The sequence below is a fragment of the Nocardia sp. NPDC004415 genome, assembly GCF_053602435.1.
In genome coordinates, this window is the sequence record NZ_JBSGDP010000003.1 from 108,667 (window position 1) to 131,037 (window position 22,371).

The 22,371-nt window shown below is 71.7% G+C and carries 21 protein-coding genes; 8 read left to right on the forward strand and 13 right to left on the reverse strand.

Annotated elements, in window-relative coordinates:
• Positions 1–87: 87 nt before the first annotated feature.
• Positions 88–1,341, forward strand: coding sequence for a serine hydrolase (locus tag ACWEMY_RS02555; RefSeq protein WP_452388566.1), 1,254 nt, complete (start codon positions 88–90; stop codon positions 1,339–1,341).
• Here the strand turns inward: ACWEMY_RS02555 and cynR are convergent.
• The 3 genes from cynR to ACWEMY_RS02570 are packed head-to-tail and all read right to left on the reverse strand — an operon-like array spanning position 1,334 to position 3,180.
• Entirely contained in the window at positions 1,334–2,221 is an 888-nt protein-coding gene (gene cynR / locus ACWEMY_RS02560; protein WP_452388567.1) for a transcriptional regulator CynR, read from the reverse strand. The two genes, ACWEMY_RS02555 and cynR, sit on opposite strands and share 8 nt — an antisense overlap.
• 52 nt (positions 2,222–2,273) lie before the next feature.
• On the reverse strand, positions 2,274–2,858 hold the full coding sequence (locus ACWEMY_RS02565) for an NAD-dependent epimerase/dehydratase family protein (protein ID WP_452388568.1): 585 nt from the start codon (positions 2,856–2,858) through the stop codon (positions 2,274–2,276).
• A 40-nt stretch (positions 2,859–2,898) separates the two neighbouring features.
• The gene (locus ACWEMY_RS02570; RefSeq protein WP_278262560.1) at positions 2,899–3,180 is read right to left on the reverse strand and encodes a hypothetical protein; all 282 of its coding nucleotides are present in this window, start codon (positions 3,178–3,180) and stop codon (positions 2,899–2,901) included.
• Positions 3,181–3,459: 279 nt separating this feature from the next.
• Between ACWEMY_RS02570 and ACWEMY_RS02575 the strand changes: the two genes are divergently transcribed.
• Positions 3,460–3,606, forward strand: coding sequence for a hypothetical protein (locus tag ACWEMY_RS02575; RefSeq protein ID WP_278262055.1), 147 nt, complete (start codon positions 3,460–3,462; stop codon positions 3,604–3,606).
• Positions 3,607–3,662: 56 nt separating this feature from the next.
• Here ACWEMY_RS02575 and ACWEMY_RS02580 read toward each other — a convergent pair whose 3' ends face one another.
• Positions 3,663–4,304, reverse strand: a complete 642-nt coding sequence (locus tag ACWEMY_RS02580) for a response regulator (RefSeq protein ID WP_452388569.1) — start codon at positions 4,302–4,304, stop codon at positions 3,663–3,665.
• Entirely contained in the window at positions 4,301–5,449 is a 1,149-nt protein-coding gene (locus tag ACWEMY_RS02585) for a sensor histidine kinase (RefSeq protein ID WP_452388570.1), read from the reverse strand. Before ACWEMY_RS02585 ends, ACWEMY_RS02580 begins: the two co-directional genes overlap by 4 nt.
• Before the next feature lie 108 nt (positions 5,450–5,557).
• On the opposite strand from ACWEMY_RS02585, the gene ACWEMY_RS02590 reads away from it, so the two are divergent.
• The gene (locus tag ACWEMY_RS02590; protein WP_452388571.1) at positions 5,558–6,103 is read left to right on the forward strand and encodes a hypothetical protein; all 546 of its coding nucleotides are present in this window, start codon (positions 5,558–5,560) and stop codon (positions 6,101–6,103) included.
• Between the two features lie 42 nt (positions 6,104–6,145).
• On the opposite strand, the gene ACWEMY_RS02595 is transcribed toward ACWEMY_RS02590, so the two are convergent.
• Genes ACWEMY_RS02595 through ACWEMY_RS02630 form a run of 8 tightly spaced genes read right to left on the reverse strand, consistent with a single transcriptional unit; the run spans position 6,146 to position 13,708 of the window.
• Positions 6,146–7,075 (reverse strand): ABC transporter substrate-binding protein, encoded by a 930-nt coding sequence (locus ACWEMY_RS02595; RefSeq protein WP_452388572.1) that lies wholly within the window; start codon positions 7,073–7,075, stop codon positions 6,146–6,148.
• Positions 7,072–7,791, reverse strand: a complete 720-nt coding sequence (locus ACWEMY_RS02600; protein ID WP_452388573.1) for a class II aldolase/adducin family protein — start codon at positions 7,789–7,791, stop codon at positions 7,072–7,074. The genes ACWEMY_RS02595 and ACWEMY_RS02600 overlap by 4 nt, the downstream gene beginning before the upstream one ends.
• Positions 7,792–7,807: 16 nt before the next feature.
• Positions 7,808–8,977, reverse strand: a complete 1,170-nt coding sequence (locus ACWEMY_RS02605; protein ID WP_452388574.1) for an LLM class flavin-dependent oxidoreductase — start codon at positions 8,975–8,977, stop codon at positions 7,808–7,810.
• Positions 8,974–10,074, reverse strand: a complete 1,101-nt coding sequence (locus ACWEMY_RS02610) for an LLM class flavin-dependent oxidoreductase (protein ID WP_452388575.1) — start codon at positions 10,072–10,074, stop codon at positions 8,974–8,976. The genes ACWEMY_RS02605 and ACWEMY_RS02610 overlap by 4 nt, the downstream gene beginning before the upstream one ends.
• Positions 10,071–11,096 (reverse strand): ABC transporter substrate-binding protein, encoded by a 1,026-nt coding sequence (locus ACWEMY_RS02615; RefSeq protein WP_452388576.1) that lies wholly within the window; start codon positions 11,094–11,096, stop codon positions 10,071–10,073. Before ACWEMY_RS02615 ends, ACWEMY_RS02610 begins: the two co-directional genes overlap by 4 nt.
• Positions 11,093–11,857, reverse strand: coding sequence for an ABC transporter ATP-binding protein (locus tag ACWEMY_RS02620; RefSeq protein ID WP_452388577.1), 765 nt, complete (start codon positions 11,855–11,857; stop codon positions 11,093–11,095). The genes ACWEMY_RS02615 and ACWEMY_RS02620 overlap by 4 nt, the downstream gene beginning before the upstream one ends.
• Positions 11,854–12,669, reverse strand: coding sequence for an ABC transporter permease (locus ACWEMY_RS02625; RefSeq protein WP_452388578.1), 816 nt, complete (start codon positions 12,667–12,669; stop codon positions 11,854–11,856). The genes ACWEMY_RS02620 and ACWEMY_RS02625 overlap by 4 nt, the downstream gene beginning before the upstream one ends.
• A gap of 1 nt (position 12,670) precedes the next feature.
• Positions 12,671–13,708 (reverse strand): NrtA/SsuA/CpmA family ABC transporter substrate-binding protein, encoded by a 1,038-nt coding sequence (locus ACWEMY_RS02630; protein ID WP_452388579.1) that lies wholly within the window; start codon positions 13,706–13,708, stop codon positions 12,671–12,673.
• 214 nt (positions 13,709–13,922) lie between these two features.
• Here ACWEMY_RS02630 and ACWEMY_RS02635 point away from each other — a divergent pair, with 214 nt between their 5' ends.
• From ACWEMY_RS02635 to ACWEMY_RS02655, 5 genes are all read left to right on the forward strand, one after another.
• Positions 13,923–14,675 (forward strand): IclR family transcriptional regulator, encoded by a 753-nt coding sequence (locus ACWEMY_RS02635; protein ID WP_452388580.1) that lies wholly within the window; start codon positions 13,923–13,925, stop codon positions 14,673–14,675.
• Between the two features lie 181 nt (positions 14,676–14,856).
• Positions 14,857–16,323 (forward strand): alpha/beta hydrolase, encoded by a 1,467-nt coding sequence (locus tag ACWEMY_RS02640; protein ID WP_452388581.1) that lies wholly within the window; start codon positions 14,857–14,859, stop codon positions 16,321–16,323.
• Positions 16,324–16,412: 89 nt separating this feature from the next.
• On the forward strand, positions 16,413–17,825 hold the full coding sequence (locus ACWEMY_RS02645; RefSeq protein ID WP_452388582.1) for an MFS transporter: 1,413 nt from the start codon (positions 16,413–16,415) through the stop codon (positions 17,823–17,825).
• 80 nt (positions 17,826–17,905) lie between these two features.
• Positions 17,906–20,932: a hypothetical protein gene (locus tag ACWEMY_RS02650; RefSeq protein ID WP_452388583.1), complete on the forward strand. Its 3,027-nt coding sequence runs from the start codon at positions 17,906–17,908 to the stop codon at positions 20,930–20,932.
• Positions 20,929–22,371 (forward strand): hypothetical protein, encoded by a 1,443-nt coding sequence (locus tag ACWEMY_RS02655; protein WP_452388584.1) that lies wholly within the window; start codon positions 20,929–20,931, stop codon positions 22,369–22,371. Before ACWEMY_RS02650 ends, ACWEMY_RS02655 begins: the two co-directional genes overlap by 4 nt.

Below are 22,371 nucleotides of genomic sequence, written 5' to 3' on the forward strand. Positions count from 1 at the left end.
GGCTGAACCCATCGTCTGCGCAGGTCAGGGCCCCGAGGTGTCTTCGTCACAGTGTCGGGGACCCGCGCCGTCGCTAGGGTGGGGCCCATGAGCGCACGAACCGGCAGTGTGGTGACGGTCGCCGAGGATCTGACGTCGGTGACGACCGTCGGGCCCGAGGACGATCCGCTGGCGGCGGGCACGTCGCCCGAGGCCGTGGCGCGGCTGTGGGCGTCGGTGTGCGACTGGTACGCCATGGGGACCACGCCCGCGATCCAGGTGTGCCTGCGCCGCAACGGCAGGATCGTACTGAACCGGGCCATCGGCCACGGCTGGGGCAATGGGCCCCGGGACGCCCCCGACGCGGAGAAGATCCTCGTCACCCCGGACACCCCGTTCTGTGGTTTCTCCACGGCCAAGGGTGTCGCCGCGACGGTGATGTCCATGCTCGTCGAGCAGGGCGCGTTCGCGCTGAACGACCCGGTGTGCGAATACATTCCGGAGTTCGCCGCGCATCGCAAGGACCGCATCACCATCGGTCACGTGCTGTCGCATTCCGCGGGTGTCCCGTTCATGCCGTCGCCGTACCGGGCCAGCGAGGTGGTGCCCGACGAGGAGCTGGCGCTGGCGGCGCTCACCGATCTGGTGCCGAGCTGGCCGCCCGGCCGGTTCCGCGTCTACCACGCGCTGACCAGCGGACTGATCCAGCGGCTGCTCGTGCAGCGGGCCACCGGCAAGCGCATGCGCGAACACCTCGCCGAGCAGGTGCTCGACCCACTCGGCTTCCGCTGGACCACCTTCGGCGTCGCGCCCGCCGATATCGACAAGGTGGTGCCGAGTGTGAAGACCGGTCCCCCGCCCTCGCGCCTGTCGCTGTTCCTGGCGCGCAAGGCGCTCGGCGGCAGGATGGACAAGGCGTCCAAGGCCGACAACGACGCCTTCCTCGCCGCCGAACTCCCCTCCGGCAATCTCGTCACCACCGCCGCGGAACTGTCGCGCTTCTACGAAATCCTCACGCGCGGTGGCGAACTCGACGGGGTGCGGATCATCGAACCCACCACGCTACGTGACGCGATCCGCCCGGCCAAGCGTATTCCGGGTGCGGCGGGCCGGGTCAGCCGGGCGGGTTTCGAACTCGGCGGCCGCCGTTCGAAATTCGGCCGCGACACCCGCGCGCACTTCGGTCGCAGCGGCCTGACGACCCAGTACGGCTGGGCCGACCCCGAACGCGGCCTGTCCGGCGCGATCCTCACCAGCGGCAAAGCCGCCACCGATACCGATCGGCCGTGGAAGCTGGTCGCCCAGATCTCCGCGACCCTGCCGCGCCTCGAGCGCACCCCGGAGTGGCTCGACCTCAGGTGACTGCCTCGGTGCTTTCCCGGGCGACAGCGGCGAAGGCGCGGGCGGCGGCCGAGTGATAGGCCGTGTCGCGGCGCAGTAGCTCCACCGTGCGGCACGGGACCGCGGGATCGAGGGCGACCGGGCGCAGGTCGGGGTGGGCGTGGGCGATCGCGTCGGGCAGCACGGTGCCGAGGGCACCGCACCGGGTGACCTCGACCAGGGCGCCGATGGAGTTGGCCTCGACCGCGACGCGCGGGATGACACCGCACCCGGCCAGGTAGGCGTCGATGTGGGCGCGGGTGGCGAAGTCACGGCGCAACAGTGCCAGCGGTTCGTCGGCCAGCCGCCCGACCGGCAGCGGCGCGGACCGCCCGGCGAGGGCGTGCCCCGCGCCGACGACCAGACTCAACGACTCGGTGCCCAGCGCGGTGTGGTCGATGCCGGGGGCGTGTGCGCCGCTGAAGGCGATACCCAGGTCGACGGTGTCGGCGAGCAGGTCGGCTTCGAGCCGGTCCTGGGTGGTCTCGGTGATCGTGACGGTGATGCCGGGGTGCGCGCGGTGGAACCGGTCGAGCAGCGGGCCAACGAGGTAGGCGGTGATCGTCGGGGTCATGGCGACGCGCAGATGTCCCCGGTGCAGATCCTGGACGTCGTGCACCGCGCGCTCACCGGCCTCGAGGTCGCGCAGGGCGTTGCGGGCGTGCTCGGTGTAGGCCCGACCGGCGTCGGTCAGCCGCACCGTGCGGCCGGTGCGGTCGAGCAACTGCGCGCCGAGCAGCCGCTCGAGCTGTTTGATCTGCTGCGAGAGCGTCGGCTGGGAGATGTGCAGCGCCTCGGCCGCCCGGGTGAAGTTCCCGTGCTCGGCGACGGCGAGCAGGTAGCGGACGTGGCGCAGCTCCATGTCTCGATGATAGGCAGGGACTATCGGCGCCCCGGCGAGCGCGCGGTGGCCGCTATTGCGGGTCGACGATCACCACGGTGCCGGTGGGGGCGTCGAGCAGGTCCACCGTCCGTGCCGCGGCGGTGTCGACGTGGACGCGGGGCCGCTCGGGTGGGGTGGTGGGGTAATAGGTGCCGGGGCCGTGGAACTGGCCGTAGCGCAGCACGACCCCACCGGCGGCCAGCACCGCGGATTCGTGGTCGGCGATCACCGCGCCGCGACCCGCGGGCGGTTCCCAGGCGATGCTCTGGGCCAGGAACCGGGACGCGCCCGCCGCCGCGGCGGCGGCCAGCAGATTCGTGGTGCCCTCGGTGCGGATGCGGGCATTGGCCGCGCCGGAGTTCGCCAGCTCGGCGACATCGTCGGGCAGGTCGGTGAGCTGGTGCAGGACCAGTTCGGGCGCGAAGGCGGTGACCGCGGCGGTCAGCCCCGGCGCGTCGTAGACATCGACCACCACCGGCTGTGCCCCGGCGTCGCGGATCGCGGCCGCTTTCGCCGGGGAGCGGGTCAGCCCGGCCACCTCGTGGCCCGCGCCGATCAGCAACGGCAGCAGTCGCGTTCCGATGACGCCGGTCGCGCCGGCGAGAAAGATGCGCACGCCCCGACCTTAGCCGGGGCCGCGCGTCACGGTGTCGCGCTCACGCGCCGATCACCGCGTTCATGATGGTGCCCGCGCTGGTGGCGACCGCGCCGCCCGCCATCGCGCTGGCGATCATCTTCGGGGACTGCAGGCCGCCGCCGCTCCACTTCTCCCAGGCGAAGCGGCCGCCACCGTAGGTGATGGCGGTGACGCCGGACAGCAGGATCATCCAGGTGAAATACCGGCCCAACTGCAGGATCTTCTCCGCCATCGGCGGCGCCTCCGGCGTGGGATTGCCGACTTGCGCGAGAACGGCGCTGTCCAACACAGCCAGGATCATGCTCACGATCGTTGCTCCTTCGTCGGGTTTTCGTGGTGAAGCCGATGTCGAGAACTCGTGACGCGGTAGAACCCAGATCGATTGAACATTCAACCTCAGAACCGATGAGGTGACGCGGGTGACACTCCAGCTGATACATGATCGCGATCACACGCGCCGGGCCGTGCTCTCCTCGCGCCGGGCCCCTACGATCGAGTACGCGGGGCTTGTCCACAATCGGCGCGACGAGGCGCTGACCACCACCTTCATCGCACGCCTACCGTACCGCGAGGAGGGCACATGGCTTTCCTGATCCCTTTGATCGCCGCGTTTCTTCTGGTGACCGCAACAGTGGTAGTGACCTCCTATGCCACAGTGTCGCTGACCTATTGGTTTGAATCACGCCGGATCCGTCCGGATCAGTCCGACCCGCAACCAGCACGCTGAGCTCCACCCCGCCGCGCCTGTGCCCCGCGACCGCCCCGGTCGCGGGGCACAGCCGGTTACGGTTCGAGTCCGGCCTGGGTCGCGATCACCGCGGCCTGCACGCGTGACTGCACGCCGAGTTTGCTCAGCACCCGCGAGACGTGGGTCTTCACGGTGGCCTCGCCGATGTGCAGACGCCTGCCGATCTGGTGATTGGACAGTCCGGCACCCAGTCCCGCGAGTACCTGCCGTTCCCGGTCGGTGAGGGCGGACAGGTCGGGCGCCGGTGCCTGGGTGGTGGCGCGGGGCAGCGCCGCGATGACCGCGCGGGTGATCTTCGGGTCGAGCACCGCGTCGCCGTCGGCCACGGCGAGCACGGCGCGCACCAGTTCGTCACCGCCGACCGATTTCAGCAGGAACCCGCTCGCGCCCGCCGCGAGCGCGCCGAGCACGTAGTCGTCGATGGCGAAGGTGGTGAGCACCAGGACCTTGGCGTCGGTGTCGGCCACCACCGCCGCGGTGGCCTCCAGCCCGTCGACGCGCGGCATCCGCACGTCCATGAGCACCACGTCGGGGCGCAGCGCCCTGGCCTGGCCGACCGCGGCGACACCGTCGGCTGCCTCCCCGACCACGCGCACCTGCCCGGAGGATTCGAGCAGCATGGTGATGCCGGCCCGGATGGTCGCGTGGTCGTCGGCGACCACGACCGTCACCGTCATCGCTGCCCCAGCGGCAGCCGCAGGCGCACGCGCCAGAGCCCGTCCTCGGCGCGCGCGGTGAGCGTGCCGTCCATCGATTCGGCGCGAAAGGCCATGTTGCGCAATCCGTTCCCCTGTCCGACGGCGCTGTCCGGCTCGATCGGATTCGAGGCCGTCACCACCACCCGCGACGCCTCGCGACGCACCTCGATCTCCAGTGGAGCGCCGGGGGCGTGCCTGGTGGCGTTGGCGATGGCCTCGCCGAGGATACGGGTGATCACCGATTCGACCGCGGTGGGCAGGGCCAGGTCGTCGGCGCCGCGCAGGGTCACGGTGCCGCCCGCGGCGTGCGCGGCCTCGATGAGCCCGTCCAGGGAGGACAGCCGCGCGGTGACGGCGGTGTCCTCGGGGGTGGTGAGCAGGTCGATGGTCGCGCGCATCTCGTCGAGCGCGGCCAGGCTACCCGCGCGGATGGTGCCGAGCACGGCGGTGTTGCCGGGGTCCTTCTGCGCGACCTCGGCCAGGATCGCGACCGCCGACAGGTGTCCGGCGACCGTGTCGTGCAGATCCCTGGCCACGCGGCGGCGTTCCTCGCCGAGGGCGGCGGCGCGTTCGGCGTCGCGCGCGGCGAGTTCGGCGCGCGCGGCATTGCGTTCCACCCCGACCATCCGCCGCGAGGCGCGTACGGCCCGCGCGTACCCCAGCGGCGACCAGGTGAGGGCGATCGCGATCAGGGCGGTGTACAACGCCGCCCGCACGCCGAACACGGCCAGGGCCAGCAGCGCGCCGCCCGCGGTGACGAGCACCGCGAACCAGCCGACCACCAGTCCCAGCCGGTCCGAACCCGTGCTGACGGCCAGGAAGATCACATCGGTGAGCGCGATCCACAGCGGCAGCGAGGGTCCGAGCACGAAGTCACCGGCCAGCAGGGCGACCATCAGCCCGAAGGCGAGCGCGGGCCTGCGCTGGGCGGTGAGCTGGATGGCGAACGCGGCGCCCAGCAGCGCGAGTTTGGCCGGGGGCGGGTACAGGTCGCGGTCGATGACCACCGCCCAGCCACCGGCGGCCCACAGCAGCAGCCCGACCAGGAAGACCCCGACCGCGGCGGCGGTCGCGCTGTCGAAGATGTCCGCGAGCCGGTCCAGGGGCGAGCGCGGCGTGGGCATGCCCCATTCCAGCACACCGCGGGGCGGGTGCGGGTCCCCCGAAAGACGGACCGCACGCGCGCCTTCCGCACGACGACCACGCACCGGTCCGCCCGGCACAGTGAGGGTATGGACGAGCTGAACAATCCCGTACTGCTGACCATCGCCGCCTGCGAGATCGGGTTCTGGGTGCTGGTGGTCGGCGGGCTGCTGCTGCGTTATGCCGCACGGCTGCGGCGCGCGGGCCTGGTGACGCTGGCGCTGGTCCCGGTGCTGGACGTGGTCCTCGTCGTCGCGGTGGGCGTCGACCTGCACCGGGGTGGCGAGGTGGGTTTCGCGCATCGTCTGGCCGGGATCTACCTGGGCTGCACGGTGATGTTCGGGCACCGGATGATCGCATGGCTCGACGCCCGTTTCGCCTACCGTTTCGCCGGGGGTCCCGCACCGGTGAAGGTGCCGAAGGACGGACCGGAACGGGCCCGCAAGGAGTGGGCGGACTTCGCGCGCTGGCTCGGCGCGGCCGCCATCGCGGCGCTGCTCACGCTGGCGCTGAGCTACACCGTGGCCGATGCCGAGCAGCGCGAGCAGCTGGCCGGGGTGTTCGGGACGCTGGGCGTGATCACCGTGATCTGGCTGGTCACCGGGCCGGTGTGGGTCAGCGGATCACGGCGCTGACGAACTCGGCCCGGCCCCCGGAGAGGGTGCCGGGCCGTTCGTTCAGGCGGAGACGGTTTCCTCCGCGATGCCCGGCAGCACCGCCGAGCGCACGTCGACCGTGCGCGGGAGCAGGCCGTTGGCCGCCAGCAGGTCGGCGGCGCGCTGCTGTTCGTCGAGGAACGCCTCGCTCACCGGGTGGATACCGAAGGGCCTGCCGCGCAGGGCCGCCTCCCACGCGTCGAGGTCGGCGGGCAGGCCGCGGGCCTGCGCGTCGTCGACGAAGTACTGCGCGGCCGCGCGGGGATTCGCGATGATCCAGGCATCGGATTCGCGCAGCGCCGCGAGCACGGCCTCGACCGCCGCCCGGTTGTTCTCGGCCAGGTCGCGGCGGGTGAACCACAGCGACGGGTGGCTGAAGACCGACGCGGTGTCGACCAGGGTGGTGAGCTCGGTGGCCGCCTCCACCTCGCGCAGGCCAGGATAGGTACCCACCCAGGCGTCGAGCTCGCCACTCAGCAGGGCGGCACCGCCGCCGCGCACGTCGACATCGACCGGTTCGACATCCGACCAGGTCAGGCCGACCTGATCGAGGGCGAACAGCAGCAGGGTGGTCTGCCAGGAGCCGTGCGCGATGCCGACGCGCTTGCCCTTCAGGTCGGCCGCGGAGGTGATGCCGCTCGCGGCCGTGGCGACCAGCCGCCCGTTCTCCACGCGCGGGCCGGAGATGCCGAGGTAGACGATGTCGCGCTGGTTGGCCAGCGCGGTCAGCGGCGGGGTGAAGCCGGTGCCGATGATGTCGTAGCCGCCCTCGGTGAACAGCCAGTCCGAATGCTCGCCCGGCAGCGCGGTTTTCGGGTCGACGCGCGCGGCCTGCGGCAGCTCGCGCAGGTCCACCCACTCGACGTCGGGGATCACGCGCTCGAGGATGCCGCGGTGGCGCAGCACGAACAGCGAGTTGTTGTGCGGGAAGTACCCGACGCGCAGGCTCATCGGGCCTCTCCGATCAGGCCGAGGCGACGGGCCTCGTCGGCCAGGCCGCTGCGGCTCCACTGCACCGCCAGGTTGGACGGGTCGAATTCGACCGAACCGCCGAGGGTTTCGGCGATGGCCTGGTACTGGGCGCCCTCCTCCAGCAGGACGACGAACTTGGCCAGTTCCAGCAGACCGGCGCGGCCGATCACATTGGCGCCGCCGTTGGCCTCGAAGATGGCGACCAGGTGCGGGTCGGTCGTGAGCTTGTCGAGGATGAAATCGCCCGCGCCGATGCTGCGGTCGATGTGCGGCGGGATCTCCCGCGACAGGGTCAGGCGCTGGGAGGCGGCGTAGCGGATGGGCAGGGTGCGGTGGGTCTGCGCCCAGCCGCCCAGCCACGGGGTGTGGATGTGCACGACCGAGGTGATCTCCGGGTGCGCCCGGAACACCTTGGCGTAGCCGGTGACGAATCCGGCGGAACCCTTGCCGGAGAGCACTTCTCCGTCGAAGGTGGCGACCACGGGCGCGACGGTGCGGTCGCTCGCCCAGGGGCCCGGCTCGTTGAGGGCGACGGCGATCTCCTCGCCGGGGACGCGCTCGACGAAGTTGACGGTGCCGTTGCCGGTGACGGTGCCGGTCTCGCGGAAGACCCGGAACGCGGTCTCGGCGTCGCGGGTGGCCGCCTCGGCGAAGGCCGCGACGGCCTCCGGCAGGCGGGTTTCGGTGGTGGTCATCGGAATTCTCCTGCGGTTATCGGGCCGTCGCGAGGACGGCGTCGGTGGTGGGGCTGGTGAGCCGGGAGCGGCCGAGCAGGGGCAGTACTTCCTCGCCGACGCGGTAGGCCTCCTCGAGGTGCGGGTTGCCCGCGAGGATGAAGGCGTCGACGCCGAGGTCGATGAGTTCGTCGAGGCGCTGGGCCACCTGCTCGTAGCTGCCGACCAGGCCGAAGGCGGGGCCGCCGCGGATGAGGCTGAACCCGCACCAGACGTTGCGCTGGACTTCCAGATCGCGGTAGCCGGTGATGGTTTCGGGTACCCAGCCCGCGATCCGGGCCGCGCCGACCGAGTCGCCCTGGGCGGCCCGGTTGGCGGCGTCGCGGTCGACGAAGGCCCAGCCCTTCTCGATCTCCGCCCAGGCCGCCTCCTCGGTGTGCCGGGCGACGATGTCGATACGCACGGCGAACTTCGGTGTGCGGCCGAGGCTTTCGGCATTGCGACGCACGCCGTCGAACTTGGCGCGCAGGTCGGCGAACGGCTCGAGCCAGGACAGGTAGTAGTCGGCGTGGCGGCCCGCCGCGGCGACGGCGGCACCCGAGGAGCCCGAGAAGTACACCTCCGGGAAGGGCTGACCGGCCAGGCCGGGCGGCAGCGCGGCGCCCTCGGTGCGGAAGAAGCGCCCGTCGTGGTCGAAGGGCTCACCGTCCCACACGCCGCGCAGCACGTCGAGGAATTCGCTGGTGCGGGCGTAACGGTCGTCGTGGGCGACCTTGTCGCCCCACCACAGCTGCGCCGGTCCGCCACCACCGCTGATGATGTTGTAGACCAGCCTGCCGCCGGTGGCGCGTTGCAGGCTCGCCGACATCCTGGCCGCCTGCACCGGGTGCAGGAAGCCGGGCTGGAAGGCCACCATGAACCGGTAGGTGGTGGTCTCGGCGGCCAGCGCGGCGGCCACGGCCCAGGGGTCGTCGGTCACCGGGAACGACGGCAGCAGCCCGCCGAGGAAGCCCGCCGATTCGGTGGCCTTGGCGACGGCGGCGACGTGGTCGAGGTAGCTGTATTCGTCCAGCGCGCCACCGCGGACGGCCGGGGCCAGATTGCCGGGGCCGTAACCGCCTGCGTTGCCGCGGTTGTAGCGGCGCGGGGTGCGCAGGGAGGCGTGGTCGCCTTCCATGCCGATGCGCCAGTAGACGTCGATGGTCATGCGGTGAGCTCCTGCGCGGTGGGGAGGGTGCGGCCTGCCGGGTCGGCGAGGAACAGCAGGTGTTCGCCCGCGCGGTGGATCTCCTCGATGTGCGGATGGCCGGACAGCACGAAGGTCTGCACCCCGGCGATCTCGTAGACCGCGAGCTGGCGGGCGATCTGTTCGTAGCTGCCGACCAGGCCGATGGGGCGGTCGTAGCCGAGTGCCTCGAAGCCCGCCCAGCGGCCGTCGCCCAGCGCGTGCTCGGCCGCGGACCCGGGGCGGCCGAGTTCGTCCCACTGCCGGTGGACGCGGGCCCAGGCCTCGTCCTCGGTCTCCCTGGCGATGATCGGCAGCTCGAGCGCGACCCGGACCCGGCGGCCCGCCGCGTCGGCCAGTTCGCGCAATTCGGCGGTGGCCCGCGAGATTCCGTCGACCTCCTCGCCGAAGACGTGGACATCGCCGTGCTCAGCGGACAACCGCAAGGCCGCCGCGCCGGTGCCGCTGAGGTGGACCCGCGGGAACGGCAGCCCGGACAGGATGCCGCGGAATCCGCCGTCGACGACGTCGTAGTACTGACCCGCGTAGGCGAAGCCGGTACCGGCGAATCCGGCCGCGCCGATCTCGGTCTCGTTCCAGACACCGCGGGCCACGGTGAGGAACTCCGCGGCGCGCCGGTAGCGATCGTCGCCGTCGACCCGGTCGCCGCGCGCGGCCGCCTCGGCCGGATCGGTGTCCACAGCGAGGCGCCAGTTCAGCCTGCCGCGCGAGTGCCGCTGCAGGGTCGCCGAGATCTTGGCCGCGTACACGGGTGTGCCGAAGGCGGGCTGGAATTCGACGGTGACCTGCGCGTAACGGGTGGCACGCAAGGCGGCACCCGCCACGATCCAGGATTCCTCGCCGAGCGGATCGTAGGGCGCGAGCACTCCGTCGAAGCCGTTGAGTTCCGCGGCGTCGACGATCTGGGCCAGATCGTCGAACGGGCCGAAGCGGCCGGGGCGCACATCGGTGGCCGCCGTAGGCGGTGTCGCCGGGCCGAAGCCGGCGCGGGTGCGCAGGCCGGGTTCGGCGCGGCGGCCGTCACCCCGGCTGGGCAGTCTCCAGACGAACTCGCTCATGCGGGCACCCTTTCGGCGGCGACGAGCTCGCGGGCACGGGCCAGCGGCTCGGGGGCGACCCAGGCTTCGAGGTCGAAGTCGGCGGCCAGGAAACCGTGGGTGTAGAGGAACTGCTTCTGCACGCCGAGCAGTTCGACGCGTTCCTCGGTGAGCGAGGGGTGCAGGCCGCGATGGAACTCGTCACCGTAGGCGGCGACGACACCGTCGGGGCCGGACAGGGTTTCGCGTTGCAGCACCGCGCGGACTCCGTCGAGGTCACCGGCGGCCCAGTCGGCGGCGCGCAGGCTCTGCGCCAGGAATCCGACGACGACCTCCGGGCGCGATTCGAGCAGGTCGGCGTGCACGGTGATCGGCCGCGGGGTGCCGTTGTTGACGCGCAGGCGCTTGGTCGCCGAGGCGTCGAGGTCGACCGCGACGCGCAGGCCGTGCTCGACGGCCACCTCCTGGGCGCGGGCGCCCTTGACGTAGATCGCGTCGACCGTGCCCGCGAGGAGTTCCTCGACGCCCCAGGTGGTGGAGCGGCGCGCGGACTGGATCTCGGTGCGCACCTGCGGGTCCCGGTCGACGGCGAGTTCGGTGACCCGCACATCGGCCAGGGTCAGCCCGGCCGGGCGCAGGGCATTGGCGAAGCCGTGCAGCGCCATCGCCCGGGGAAAGCTGCGGGCCTGGTCCTGGGCCCAGGCGGGCACGCCGACACGCAGCCCGGCCAGGTCGGCCGCGCCGGTGACCGACGAGTCGGGCCCGACCAGGACGGCCTGGGATTCGTCGATCCAGGTCAGCCCGATCAGCCGGGTCGGCGAGCCCTGCGCGCGGGCCGCCAGCGCGGGAACGTTGCCGCCCTCGCGGATCAGCCCGGACAGGTCGTGCAGGAAATGGTGCCCGGCGAGTTCGGGGCCCGCGTCCTGCAGGACCCCGAACTCGAGCCCGGCGCTCGCGGCGGTCTCACCGAGCCAGCCGAGGCTGTGTGCCAGACCGCTGGCGGTCGGCACGGGGCAGCGGGTGTACCACAGGGTTTCGGTCATGACAGGCTCCTGGTGTGTGATCCGACGCCGAGGCGGTCGAGGAATTGCGTTCGGTAACCGAGGGTTTCGGGTGCCGCGTGGTCACGCGGGCGGGGCAGGTCGATGACCTCGTCGACGGCGAAGCGGCCGTGGTCGAGGATGATCACCCGGTCGGCCAGCCGGATGGCCTCGTCGACATCGTGGGTGACCATGAGGACGGCGGGCCGGTGCCGGGCGACGAGATCGCCGACGAGGTCCTGCATGCGCAGCCGGGTCAGCGCGTCCAATGCGGCGAACGGCTCGTCGAGCAGCAGCAGTTGCGGTTCCCGCACCAGCGCCCTGGCCAGCGCGGCACGCTGGGCCTCGCCGCCGGACAGGGTGGCGGGCCACTGCCCGGCCTTGCCGTCGAGCTGCACTTCCCCGAGTGCCCGCAGTCCGGCTTCGCGCTGGGCCTTGCCGCGGCGCAGGCCGACGAGCACATTGGCCAGCACCCGCTTGGACGGGATCAGCCGGGGTTCCTGATAGACGGTGGTGCGCCGGCCGGGCACGAGCACCTCGCCCGCGTCGGGCACCTCGAGTCCGGTGAGCAGCCGCAGCAGCGTGGTCTTGCCGGTGCCGCTGGGACCGAGCAGGACGACGAACTCGCCCTGGCGGATGGTCAGGTCGATGCCGTCGAGCACCACCTTCTCGCCGAAGGCCTTGCGCAGTCCGGTGATCGAGACCGCCACCGGCGGCTGCGCGGACTCGGTGCGCGCGACGGGTGCGGCCGTGGTCGCGGTCATCGGATCGCCACCTGTGTGCGCCAGGGCATCGCGTAGCGTTCCGCGAGCCGTACGAGTGCGTCGAACACCAGACCGAGCAGCGCGTAGAGCACCACGCACAGCACCATGTAGTCGGTCCGGTTGTATTCCTGCGCCAGCGTCACCAGATAGCCGACGCCCTCCTGGGTGCCGACCTGTTCGGCGGCGATCAGGCCGGTGATGCTTATCGACAGGCAGATCCGCAGGGCCATCAGGATGCCGGGCAGCGCGGCGGGCACGATGACCTCGGCGACGAGCCGGGTGCCGGTGAGCCCGAAGCTGCGGGCGGCCTCGACCATCTTGCGATCGACATTGCGCACACCGAGATAGGTGTAGGCGTACATGGGGGCGGTGGTGGCCACCGCGATGAGCAGCACCTTGTAGAGCTCGTCGATGCCGAACCAGGAGATGAACAGCGGCACCAGCGCCAGGAACGGCACGGCCCGCACGATCTGCATCGTGGAGTCGACCAGCTCCTCACCCAGGCTCGACAGGCCCGAGACCAGGCCGAGCAGCAACCCGACCGCCACGCCGAGGGCCACCCCGGCGGCGGCGCGGCCGAACGACGCCAGCGCGAAATCGATCAGCTGCCCGCTGTCGAGCAGTTCCACGAACGCCGACCAGACCGCGCCGGGGCTCGCGATCACCCGCGGCGAGATCGCGCCGGCGGCCGAGCCGGCCCACCAGGCGGCGACGATGGCCGCGGGCAGCGCGGCGCGCAGGGCTAGGGAAAGCCATCGGGGCCGCTGCCCGGCCGTTCTGGCGCGCGGTGGCGCCAGTTCGAGGCTGGTCATGTCAGTTTTCCTTCAGCGCGGCCAGCTGCTCCGGGCTGAGCTTGGACCGCAGGTCGTAGAAGATGTCGGCGGCGGTGATGCGGCGGCTGATGACACCGTTGTCGGCGAAGGTGTTCACCACATCGGCGAGATCGGCCGCGTCGGACTCGGCGGGCAGGCGCGGCACGGTGGCCTCCCCGCCCACCCGGACGGCGTCGGCGAGGCGTTCGCCGGTCAGCGCGCGCGGGCCGGTCTTGTCGAAGACGTTCTCGAAATCGGCGGGAGAGGTCTTCTGCTTCGCGGTCAGCTGCTGGAGCACTTCCAGGTACTTGGCGGCGACATCGGGACGCTGGTCGAGGACCTCGGTGCGGAACACGACGACGGTGTTGTCGTTGGAGCCGATGGACTTCTCGGTGGCGATCTCGCGGGCCCCGGCGGCCTTGGCCTCCTGGTAGGGCACCAGGAACGACGCCCAGGCGTCGACCTTGCCGGTGGCGAAGGCCGAGGCGGCGTCCTTCTGCTGCAACGGGACCCTGGTCACCTTGTCGGCGGGAATCCCGGCCTGCGCCAGCGCCTTCAGGGTGATGTACTCGCCCTTGCCCGCGGGGTTCACCGCGATCCGCTTGCCGACGAGCCCGGCCACGGAGTCCACGCCCGATTCGGGGCTGACGACGATGCCGCTCTGGTCCTGGCCCGCCGGGTCGGCCACCGCGACGATCTTGACGCCGACGTCCTTGGACAGCGCGCCGACGACCGGGCTGAAGGCGGCGCCGGAGACGTCGAGTTCCTTGGTGTTGAACAGTTTCAGGTTGGAGCTGAAACCGGGGGTGGTGCTGACCCATTCGATCCTGGCGCCCAGTGGGGCCAGCGCCTCGTCGAAGGTGCCGTCGCGCTTGCCGACCGCGAGCGGTCCGGTGTTGCCGGGGTCGGTGACCTTGAGAACGAACGAGGCCTGCGCGCCCTGTTCGGGCGTGGAGCCGGAGCCACACGCCGCGACGAGGGCGACGACGGGGGCGATCGCGAGGGCGATCCGCGAGAAGGCCGGCAGCCTGCGGGACATCGGGGCTCCTGTGTGAGAGGTAGGGCGGGTGATGGTTACGGAGCGTAGGAGCGGTCATGGCGGCGAACGAGGTATGCCTTTCCAGGGATCGGAAAGCTTGACAGAGCCGGATTCCGCAATCTATGGCGACTTTTCGCCCGATCCGCCGCATAGCTTTCCGATATACGGAAAGCATCGGCGCTGTGAGTGGCTCGCCTGTGTTACCGTCGGCTGCGTGGAGACCTCCAGCGTGCAGACCGTGACCCGGGCCCTGTCCGTCCTCGACTGTTTTCGTGGCGGCGAGGAGCGCGGGGTCTCCGAGGTCGCCCGCGCGCAGGGGCTCGCGGTGAGCACCACCCATCGCCTGCTCGGGGCGCTCGTACAGGCCGGGTTCCTGGAGAAGGACGCCGAGTCCAGCCGCTACCGGATGGGCGGCGCGCTGGCCGAATACGGCCAGATCGCCTACCGCCAGCACAAGATCTATCTCGCCGAACCCGCACTCGAGCAGCTGGCCGCCACCACCGGCGCCAACGCCTCGGTGGCGATCCGCCACGGCATCCACGCCGTCCTGCTCGGGACGAGCCGGTGGCGTGAGAGCGACGGCCACGAACTGCAGGGCGTGCGGCTGCCGTTGCACGCGAGCGCGCTGGGCAAGGCGCTGCTGGCCTGGTCGGAGGTCGACGACGCCGAACTGCGGTCACTGCCCTACGAGGAGGGCACCGAGCGGTCGGTGTCGAGCGCCGAGGAGTTGCGTGCCGAACTGGTCGCCACGCGCGCTCGCGGCTACGCGTTCAACGACCGCGAGCTCGACCCCGGCTTCCGCACCATCGGTATCCCGGTGCTCGACCCGCACGGCCGCTGCCGTTTCGCGCTCGGTCTGCGCGGCCCGGTCACCCTGATGATCGACGAACGCGTCCCGTTCTTCGTCGAGCTGGCCAAGGTCACCGCGGCCGAGATCGCCGCGACCTTCGCCGCGGCCACCGATTGATCCCGCCCGATCGTGTCCCCTTGTCCGGCAAGCGGGTCCGGGTACTCCCGGCACCCGGACAGGTCCTTGGCACACCGATCCGCACCCGGCAGACTGACGCCGGAATTCGGTACACCACAGGGGGATCGGTGACATGCGCGAACTGCGTACGCGAAGAATCACAGGGCGAGTAGCGGTGGCGATGACACTGCTGCTGACGGGTACGGCCTGCGCGGGCACCGACCCCGCGCCCACCGGCGGACTGGACAAGTTCTACGGCCAGAGCCCGAGCTGGGGCTCGTGCGCGGACTTCGCCGGTGGCGCCGCGATCATCGAGGCGGGCTTCGAGTGCGCGCGGATTCAGGTGCCCCTGGACTACGCCGATCCCGACGGGCGCACCGCGCAGATCGCCATCTCCCGGCGACCGGCGGACGGGGACAAGGTGGGGTCGCTGCTGTCGAACCCCGGCGGTCCGGGCGCGCCGGGCCTCGGTTTCCTCGCCGCGTTCGCGACGCACCCGATCGCCCGGCATTTCGATCTGATCGGTGTCGACGTGCGCGGTCTCGGCGCGTCCACCCCGAAGGTGGTGTGCTCGACCGAAGCCGAATTCCGGGCCCAGCGCGGCGATCTCGACAACGACTACTCCGCCGCGGGCATCGCCGAGACCGAGCGCGAACACCGTGACTACATCGGCCGTTGCGTCGAGCGCACCGGTCTCGACGTGCTCGCGCATGTCGGAACCGCCGATGTCGCCCGGGATCTCGATGTCATCCGGGCTGTTCTCGGTGACGAGAAGCTCACCTACTTCGGTGGGTCGTACGGGACCCGGATCGGTTCCACGCTCGCCGAGATGTTTCCCGACCGGGTACGCGCGATGGTGCTCGACGGCGGGATCGACCCGGCGGCGAACATGATCGACCAGGTGAATTTCTCGGCCGGTTTCCAGCGCGCGTTCGACGCCTACGCCGCCGACTGCGCGCCCCGGCCGGACTGCCCGGTCGGCACCGATCCGGCGGGCGCGACCGAGGCGGTCCGGGCGCTGATCAACCCGCTCGTCGACCGGCCCGCGGCCACCGCCGACCCGCGCGGCCTCGGCTATCCCGACGCGCTCAGCGCGCTCACGAACTCGCTGTACACCCCGCAGGCGTGGCCGGGTATCACCGCGGGGCTCGCCGAATTGACACAGGGGCGCGGCGATCTGTTCCTGGCCGTCGCCGACCGGATGGCCACCGCCGGGGTCGTCGAACGCGACCTGCAGAGCGCTGTGCTGTGCCTGGAGGAACCGCGCGTGACCGATCGCGCGGTGGCGGCCGATCTGGATCGCCGGACCCGCGCCGCCGCACCGATCTTCGACGACGGCCGGGCCACCGGGCAGGCGCCCCTGGACCTGTGCGCCTTCTGGCCGCTGCCGACCGCCGCACAACCGCACACCCCCGAGATATCCGGGTTGCCGCCGGTCGTGGTCGTCTCCACCACCGGCGATCCGGCGACACCGCATCAGGGTGGGATCGCGCTCGCCCGGGCGCTGGACGCCTCGTTGATCACCTACGAGGGCGTGCAGCACGGAGTGGTCGGGCAGGGCGTGGCCTGTGTCGACGACGCGGTCGTGCGCTACCTCGTCGACCTGACTCCCCCACCCGCGCAGTTGCCATGCCCCGCCGGGAGATGAGCACGGCGGGGCGAAAAACCCCGCGCGGGAACAGACCTGCCGTGGATACGTTGAACCCGGATGGTTGAGACAGCGACGAGAGGACAGCGGTGGCGACCGAGACTGTGGATCCGGCCATCGGCCTGCGCTCCGAACGCGGAGCGGTCCTCGCCTCGCTGATGCTCTCGACCGGGCTGGTCGCGCTCGACTCGACCATCATCGCCACGGCGGTGCTCACCATCACCGACACCCTCGGCGGGTTCGCGCTGTTCCCGTGGCTGTTCTCGATCTATCTGCTCGCGCAGGCGGTGACGGTGCCGATCTACGGCAAGCTCGCCGACATGGTCGGGCGCAAGCCGGTGATCCTGGTCGGGATCGCGGTGTTCGCCCTCGGGTCGCTGCTGTGCGGGCTGGCCACCAGCATGCCCGCGCTCATCGTGTTCCGGGCGATCCAGGGCATCGGCGCCGGAGCCATCCAGCCGATGACGATGGTGATCGCGAGCGATCTGTACACGCTGGAGCAGCGCGCCAAGGTGCAGGGATACATGGCCGGGGTGTGGGCCGGTTCGGCGGTGCTGGGGCCGCTGCTCGGTGGCCTGCTCTCGGATCATCTGAGCTGGCGGTGGATCTTCCTGATCAATCTGCCGCTGGCCGTGGTCGCGGGCTGGATGTTGCTGCGGCACTTCACCGAATCCGCCCCGCGCCGCGCGCATCGCGTCGACTGGCTCGGCGCGCTGCTGCTCACGGTGGGCGCGGGCGCGGCGATCCTGGCGCTGCTCGAGGGCGGGCAGGCGTGGGCGTGGAGTTCGCCGATGTCGCTGACCCTATTCGCGGGCAGCGCGGTGGTGCTGGCGCTGTTCGCCTATGTGCAGACCCGGGTGCCCGATCCGGTGCTGCCGCTGCGGATCTTCACCAGCCGTGTGGTGGTGGCCAGCAGCACCGTGGCCCTGCTGATCGGCGCCGTGGTGCTCGGGTCCACCTCGTATGTGCCCACTTTCGCGCAGGGGGTGCTCGGTACCACCGCGCTGGTGGCCGGGCTCACCGTCGGCGGGATGACGCTGGGCTGGCCGCTGTCGGCCACCCTGTCCGGCCGGTTGTACCTGCGCTGGGGTTTCCGGGTCACGGCGCTGGTCGGCAGCGTGCTGGCCGTGGTCGGCTGCGCGAGCACCCTGCTCATCGACGCGCGGACCAGCCCGGTGCAGATCGCGCTGTCGTGCTTCCTCATCGGCGCGGGCATGGGGCTGGTCTCGACACCGTCGCTCATCGCGGCGCAGACCGAGGCGCCCTGGCAGGAGCGTGGCGTGGTGACCTCGGCCAATATGTTCGCCCGTTCGCTGGGTAGCGCGGTGGGGGTCGCGGTGTTCGGTGCGGTCGTCAACGCCGGGATCGCCGATCCCGACCGGCCCGCACCGGCCGAGCTCGCCGAGGGCATCCACCGGGTGTTCGTCGTCATGTTCGTGATGGCGATCGTCATGGTGGTCGGCGCGGCCGCCATGCCGGGGCGCACCGCCGACCGCCTGTAGCGCGGAAGCCGAAGTGGCCCAACGGTTCCCGTCGCGGAATTCCCCCGGTACCGGGGGCCTGGCGCGACTATCGTGACGCTGTGGAGAACAACGCGCCCGGCCGGTCCACCCCGCCCGCGTTCACCGGCGGCAGCCGCGTCGGCGTCATCGACGGGCTCGGCGCGCTGTGGGATCAGTTGCCCGAGACCCCGCGCCGGACCTGGGTGTCGCTGGAAGGACCACCGGGAGCGGGCAAGACGCGCATCGTCCACGAGTTCTATCGCAGGCTGGCCGCCGGTCAGCAAGCGCCCGGCTATTGGCCGCCGAGCGTTCTCGGCGACGACCGGCCGACCGGTCCGCGCAAGGTGGCGGGCCCGACCGCGTGGGAGCGGCCGGCCGGGGCACTGCCCGGATATCTGTGGCTGGGCTTCGCGGGCAGGCGTGGTGACGGCCTGCCCGAGATCCAGCTCGGCGCGGAGCTGCGCCAGATCGACACGCACTTCCCGTTCGTGCAGCGCCGCGCGGGCCTGGTCCGGCAGGCGCGCGGGGCGGCAAGCGAATTCGGGGGTCAGCTGGGCCGGATGTCGGTCGAGGAACTGGCCGTGCAGGGCATCGAGGCGGGGCTCAAGCTCGTCGGGGCACAGATTCCCGGGGTGGGCCCCGCGGTACACCTGGGTGGGCTCATCGCCGCCCGGATCCGCGCGGAACGCGAGCTGAGCGGGCGGGTCGGGGCCGGCGAGGAGGTGGATCTGCGCGCGGTCGCCGGGAACGCGGTCGACGAGTTCCTGCGCAAGATCTCCGCTGTCCTGGACCAGCTGCCGGTGGTGATCTACGTCGAGGACCTGCACGAGAGCCATCCGCTGCTGCTCGACGCGCTCAAGCGGCTGCTCGCCGAGGAACGCGGACCGCTGCTGGTGATCACCTCCGAGTGGGAACGGGGCGATCAGCGGCTGGCCGAACCCGCCGTCGATCGCTGGGTCACCGTCACCGAATCCGGCGTCCACTCCCCCGATCCCGCGCTCGCCCGGTGCTTTCCGGCCGGTGCGTCGCTGGCGCCGCTCACCGTCGACGAACGCGCCGCCGTGATCGGCGAACTCGTCCCGCACGCGCACCGCGATTCCGCCAGGATGCTCGCCGCCCAGTACACGAACCTGCACATGCTGCTGCTGGTGTGCGGTATGCGCCGGACCCGCGAAGCGCTGGCCGCGTCCTCCCTGGATCCGCGCCTGCTGCACGATCTGCCGCGCCGCGTCGAGCAGTTCCTCGACGAGTCGTGGGCGACACTCGATCATCGGGTGCGTGACCGGCTGCGCCGCATCGCCTGCGCCACTCCGGCCTCGATCGAGGAGGCCGATCATCGGGCGAACCTGTACTTCGACGAACGCTGCGACCTCTCGTTGCTGCTGCCGGAGCCCGCCGCGGACCGGTTCCTCGACCAAGCGGTGCGGCGGCACTGGCTGCGCCCGGTGCAGGGCCCGGTGTACGGCTTCCTCGACCGGCAGCGACGCGGGCTGGCCCTGCGCGACGCCGCCGACGAGGATCTGGGGCCCGAGATCCGGGCCCTGCTGGCGCTGCGGACCCACGACGCGGACTGGGCGGTCGACGACGACCCACGCCGCGGCATCCGTGACGCGCTGATCGTCGCGCTGGCCCGCGCGGGCTACGAGGTGCACGTCGGGGCGCTGGTGGCGGCCTGCTGCCGGCTGGTGTTCGCGCTGCGCGGCGACTACGGCGACATCCCGCTGCTCGGCGAGATCAGCGGCACGGCCGTGGCCTGCGCCCAGGCCGCCGGACTGCCCCGCGGCCCGGAGCTGACCGAACTCACCGAGATGTGGGCGCGGTCGCTGGCCGAACAGGGCGAGCACCGCACGGCGTACGCGGTGCTCGCGCCCCTGCTCGAGCTCGACGCGACCGCGCTGCCCGAGGAGCAGCGGCTGCGCGTCGAGTGGCTCTACGCGCGCGCCGAGCGGGTCGCGGTCGGCGCCGACGCGGCCCTGCGGCGTTTCAACACCGTGGCGCAACGGCAACAGGCGCTGCTCGGCCCCGATGCCCCCGCGCTGCTCACCACCCGCTGCGATATCGCCTACACGCACGCGGTGAAGGGGGAATACGGTGCGGCGCAGGCGATTCTGCACGATGTCCTCGCGACGGCCTGGGCACCCGGTGCCGACCGCGATCTGCCGCGCGCCGAACACCAGATGGCCTCGGTGCTGCGCCGCCGGGGTGATCTCGCCGGGGCCGCCGCCATCGCCGGGCCACTGCTGGACCGTCAGCGGCTACTGCTCGGGCGCACCCACCCGGACACGCTGGCCACTCAGCAGCTCGTCGTCGCCGTGCTGCGCGATCGGGGCAGGCTCGGCGAGGCGATGGCGCAGGCCGAGGATCTGCGGGAACTGCGCGGCCGGGTGCTCGGTGCCTCGCAATCCACCCGCGAGGCCGCCAGTCACGTGGCGTGGCTGCACCGCAAACTCGGCGACTACGGCGAGGCCGCCGCGATCTTCGGCACCCTGGCCGCGCAAGGCGGCGATGTCGACGCCGATCACTGGACCACGCTGCGCGACCTGCACAACTACGCGGTGTGCCGCCGCGACGCGGGCTTCCTGGACGAGGCACTGGAGACACTGACCCGCGTGCAGGCGCGGTCCGAAGCACGCGACGGCGCCCGCATCGAGATCATCGAAACCGTCCGCGAGCGTGGGCGAACCCTGCTCTACCGTTTCGTCGAGTCCGGCGCGTCCGCCGATCTCGAACGCGGACGCGCGCTGCTGCTGGACGCGGTGGAACGAGCGCGGCAGCGGCCGGACATGTCGGCGCCCATGCGCTGGCAGCTCACCATCGACGCCTGCTGCGCGGCCACGCTCGACAACGGATGGTCCGCCGAAGACGTCCGGGAACTGGCCGCGCTGTGCCGTGGTCAGCTGGCCGATCTGGGTGCGCGGCATCCGGAGGTGCTGCGGTCGGAACTGTATCTGTCCGAGGCACATCGGGAACGCGGCAATCCCGCGCTGGCCCGGCTGCTGGTCGACGACGTCGCGGCGAAGGTGGCGCGCTTCGGCATCGATCCCGCCCATAGACTGGCCCGGATGGTCGACGATCTCCAGCACGGGAAAGCGATCCTGTTCCGATGACATTCGCGCGCGACGACACCCAGCCCGGCGCCGACCGGCTGCGACGGCTCTCGGTGGCCTACACCGAACTGTTCTACGACGCCGATGCCGCGCTGGTGCTGAATCCCCCGGGGACACACGAGGAATTCGCACCCCCTGCCACCTTGCATCTGGTGCCGAATTCGGCCTGGTTCGCCTACGGGCTGCTGGCCCGGGGCGGCCCCGGCGACCTCGCCGAGGCCCAGCGGGTGCTGCGGGCGGTGCTCGACCTGCAACTCGACGGTCCCGGCCTGCCGTGGGACGGCACCTTCCGTCGCTTCGCCGAATGGCCGCAGCGGCCGCCGGAGGGCGCGATCGAATGGTGGGACTACGACCCGAACTGGCGCCAGTTCGTGGCCTGCGCGTTCGCGGTGACCCTGCACCGGTTCGAGTCGCTGCTGCCCGCCGAGCTCGCCTCCGAGCTGGCGGCCGCCATCGAACGCGCGGTGCGTTCCGAGCCACCGGGCCGCATCCCGCAGGACTACACCAACCCCCGGCTCATGCAGGTCGCCGCGCGGTCCTGGTCGGCGAGCCGCCGCGGTGACACCGCCGAGCTGGCGTCCGCCGAAGCCGAACTGGAACGCATCGCCGAACGCCACCGGGCCCGGGGTGGGCGGTTCGACGAATTCAACGCACCGACCTACGACGGCATCAATCTGTTCGCCCTGTCGCTGCTGTGCGAGATCAGTGGTTCCGCGCGGATCGCGGCCACCGCGCAGCCACTGCGTGAGGCGCTCTGGACCCAGCTCGACGACTTCTTCCACGCGGACCTGGGCAATCTCACCGGCCCCTACAGCCGCGCCCATTTCCCGGACATGACCACGTATGTGGCGCTGTCGGCGCTGTGGATCTGGGCCAGGACCGGGGTGCGGGTGGGCCCCGCCTTCGAGGACGCGCCGCACCTGGCCACCCACGGCCACGACATCATGCTGGGCCCGCTCGTCGCCGACCTCGCCGACACCTGGGGTCCCGCCACTCTGCGGACGACCACCGCGCCCCGCACCACGACCATCGAGCTCGGCGACCGGGGGTTCATCCTGTTCCGCGCGAGCCGATGGATGCTCGGGGTCGAGACATCCACCGGCACACCCTCCTGGGTCGGCGCGCAGCAGCGCATGCCGTTCGTGCTGCACGGGCGCCGCGCGGACGGCGAGGTGGGCGCGATCTGGGCCCGCGACGGCCGCTGGCAGGTCGTGCTCGACGACCCGGACCGGGTGGTGCTGCGGGTCAGCGGCTGCACCGCCATCGACAGCTCGGTGCCACCGCAGGACGGTGCCGACGCGATCCGGCTCGACGGCCTGCGGATCGAGGTGATCACCGCCGCCGGACACGATGACTGGCAGCCGGTCCCGGGCGGTGTCCGCCGCACCCCACCGGACGGCTCGGCCGAGGTGATCGTCGCGGTGAGGGCGGACGGCTAG

What these genes read in the sequence shown, in the direction of transcription:
- ACWEMY_RS02555 (WP_452388566.1), top strand. Translation starts at nt 88, where the DNA reads ATGAGCGCACGAACCGGCAGTGTGGTGACGGTCGCCGAGGATCTGACG.
- cynR (WP_452388567.1), bottom strand. Translation starts at nt 2,221, where the DNA reads ATGGAGCTGCGCCACGTCCGCTACCTGCTCGCCGTCGCCGAGCACGGG.
- ACWEMY_RS02570 (WP_278262560.1), bottom strand. Translation starts at nt 3,180, where the DNA reads ATGATCCTGGCTGTGTTGGACAGCGCCGTTCTCGCGCAAGTCGGCAAT.
- ACWEMY_RS02575 (WP_278262055.1), top strand. Translation starts at nt 3,460, where the DNA reads ATGGCTTTCCTGATCCCTTTGATCGCCGCGTTTCTTCTGGTGACCGCA.
- ACWEMY_RS02580 (WP_452388569.1), bottom strand. Translation starts at nt 4,304, where the DNA reads ATGACGGTGACGGTCGTGGTCGCCGACGACCACGCGACCATCCGGGCC.
- ACWEMY_RS02585 (WP_452388570.1), bottom strand. Translation starts at nt 5,449, where the DNA reads ATGCCCACGCCGCGCTCGCCCCTGGACCGGCTCGCGGACATCTTCGAC.
- ACWEMY_RS02590 (WP_452388571.1), top strand. Translation starts at nt 5,558, where the DNA reads ATGGACGAGCTGAACAATCCCGTACTGCTGACCATCGCCGCCTGCGAG.
- ACWEMY_RS02595 (WP_452388572.1), bottom strand. Translation starts at nt 7,075, where the DNA reads ATGAGCCTGCGCGTCGGGTACTTCCCGCACAACAACTCGCTGTTCGTG.
- ACWEMY_RS02600 (WP_452388573.1), bottom strand. Translation starts at nt 7,791, where the DNA reads ATGACCACCACCGAAACCCGCCTGCCGGAGGCCGTCGCGGCCTTCGCC.
- ACWEMY_RS02605 (WP_452388574.1), bottom strand. Translation starts at nt 8,977, where the DNA reads ATGACCATCGACGTCTACTGGCGCATCGGCATGGAAGGCGACCACGCC.
- ACWEMY_RS02610 (WP_452388575.1), bottom strand. Translation starts at nt 10,074, where the DNA reads ATGAGCGAGTTCGTCTGGAGACTGCCCAGCCGGGGTGACGGCCGCCGC.
- ACWEMY_RS02615 (WP_452388576.1), bottom strand. Translation starts at nt 11,096, where the DNA reads ATGACCGAAACCCTGTGGTACACCCGCTGCCCCGTGCCGACCGCCAGC.
- ACWEMY_RS02620 (WP_452388577.1), bottom strand. Translation starts at nt 11,857, where the DNA reads ATGACCGCGACCACGGCCGCACCCGTCGCGCGCACCGAGTCCGCGCAG.
- ACWEMY_RS02625 (WP_452388578.1), bottom strand. Translation starts at nt 12,669, where the DNA reads ATGACCAGCCTCGAACTGGCGCCACCGCGCGCCAGAACGGCCGGGCAG.
- ACWEMY_RS02630 (WP_452388579.1), bottom strand. Translation starts at nt 13,708, where the DNA reads ATGTCCCGCAGGCTGCCGGCCTTCTCGCGGATCGCCCTCGCGATCGCC.
- ACWEMY_RS02640 (WP_452388581.1), top strand. Translation starts at nt 14,857, where the DNA reads ATGACACTGCTGCTGACGGGTACGGCCTGCGCGGGCACCGACCCCGCG.
- ACWEMY_RS02655 (WP_452388584.1), top strand. Translation starts at nt 20,929, where the DNA reads ATGACATTCGCGCGCGACGACACCCAGCCCGGCGCCGACCGGCTGCGA.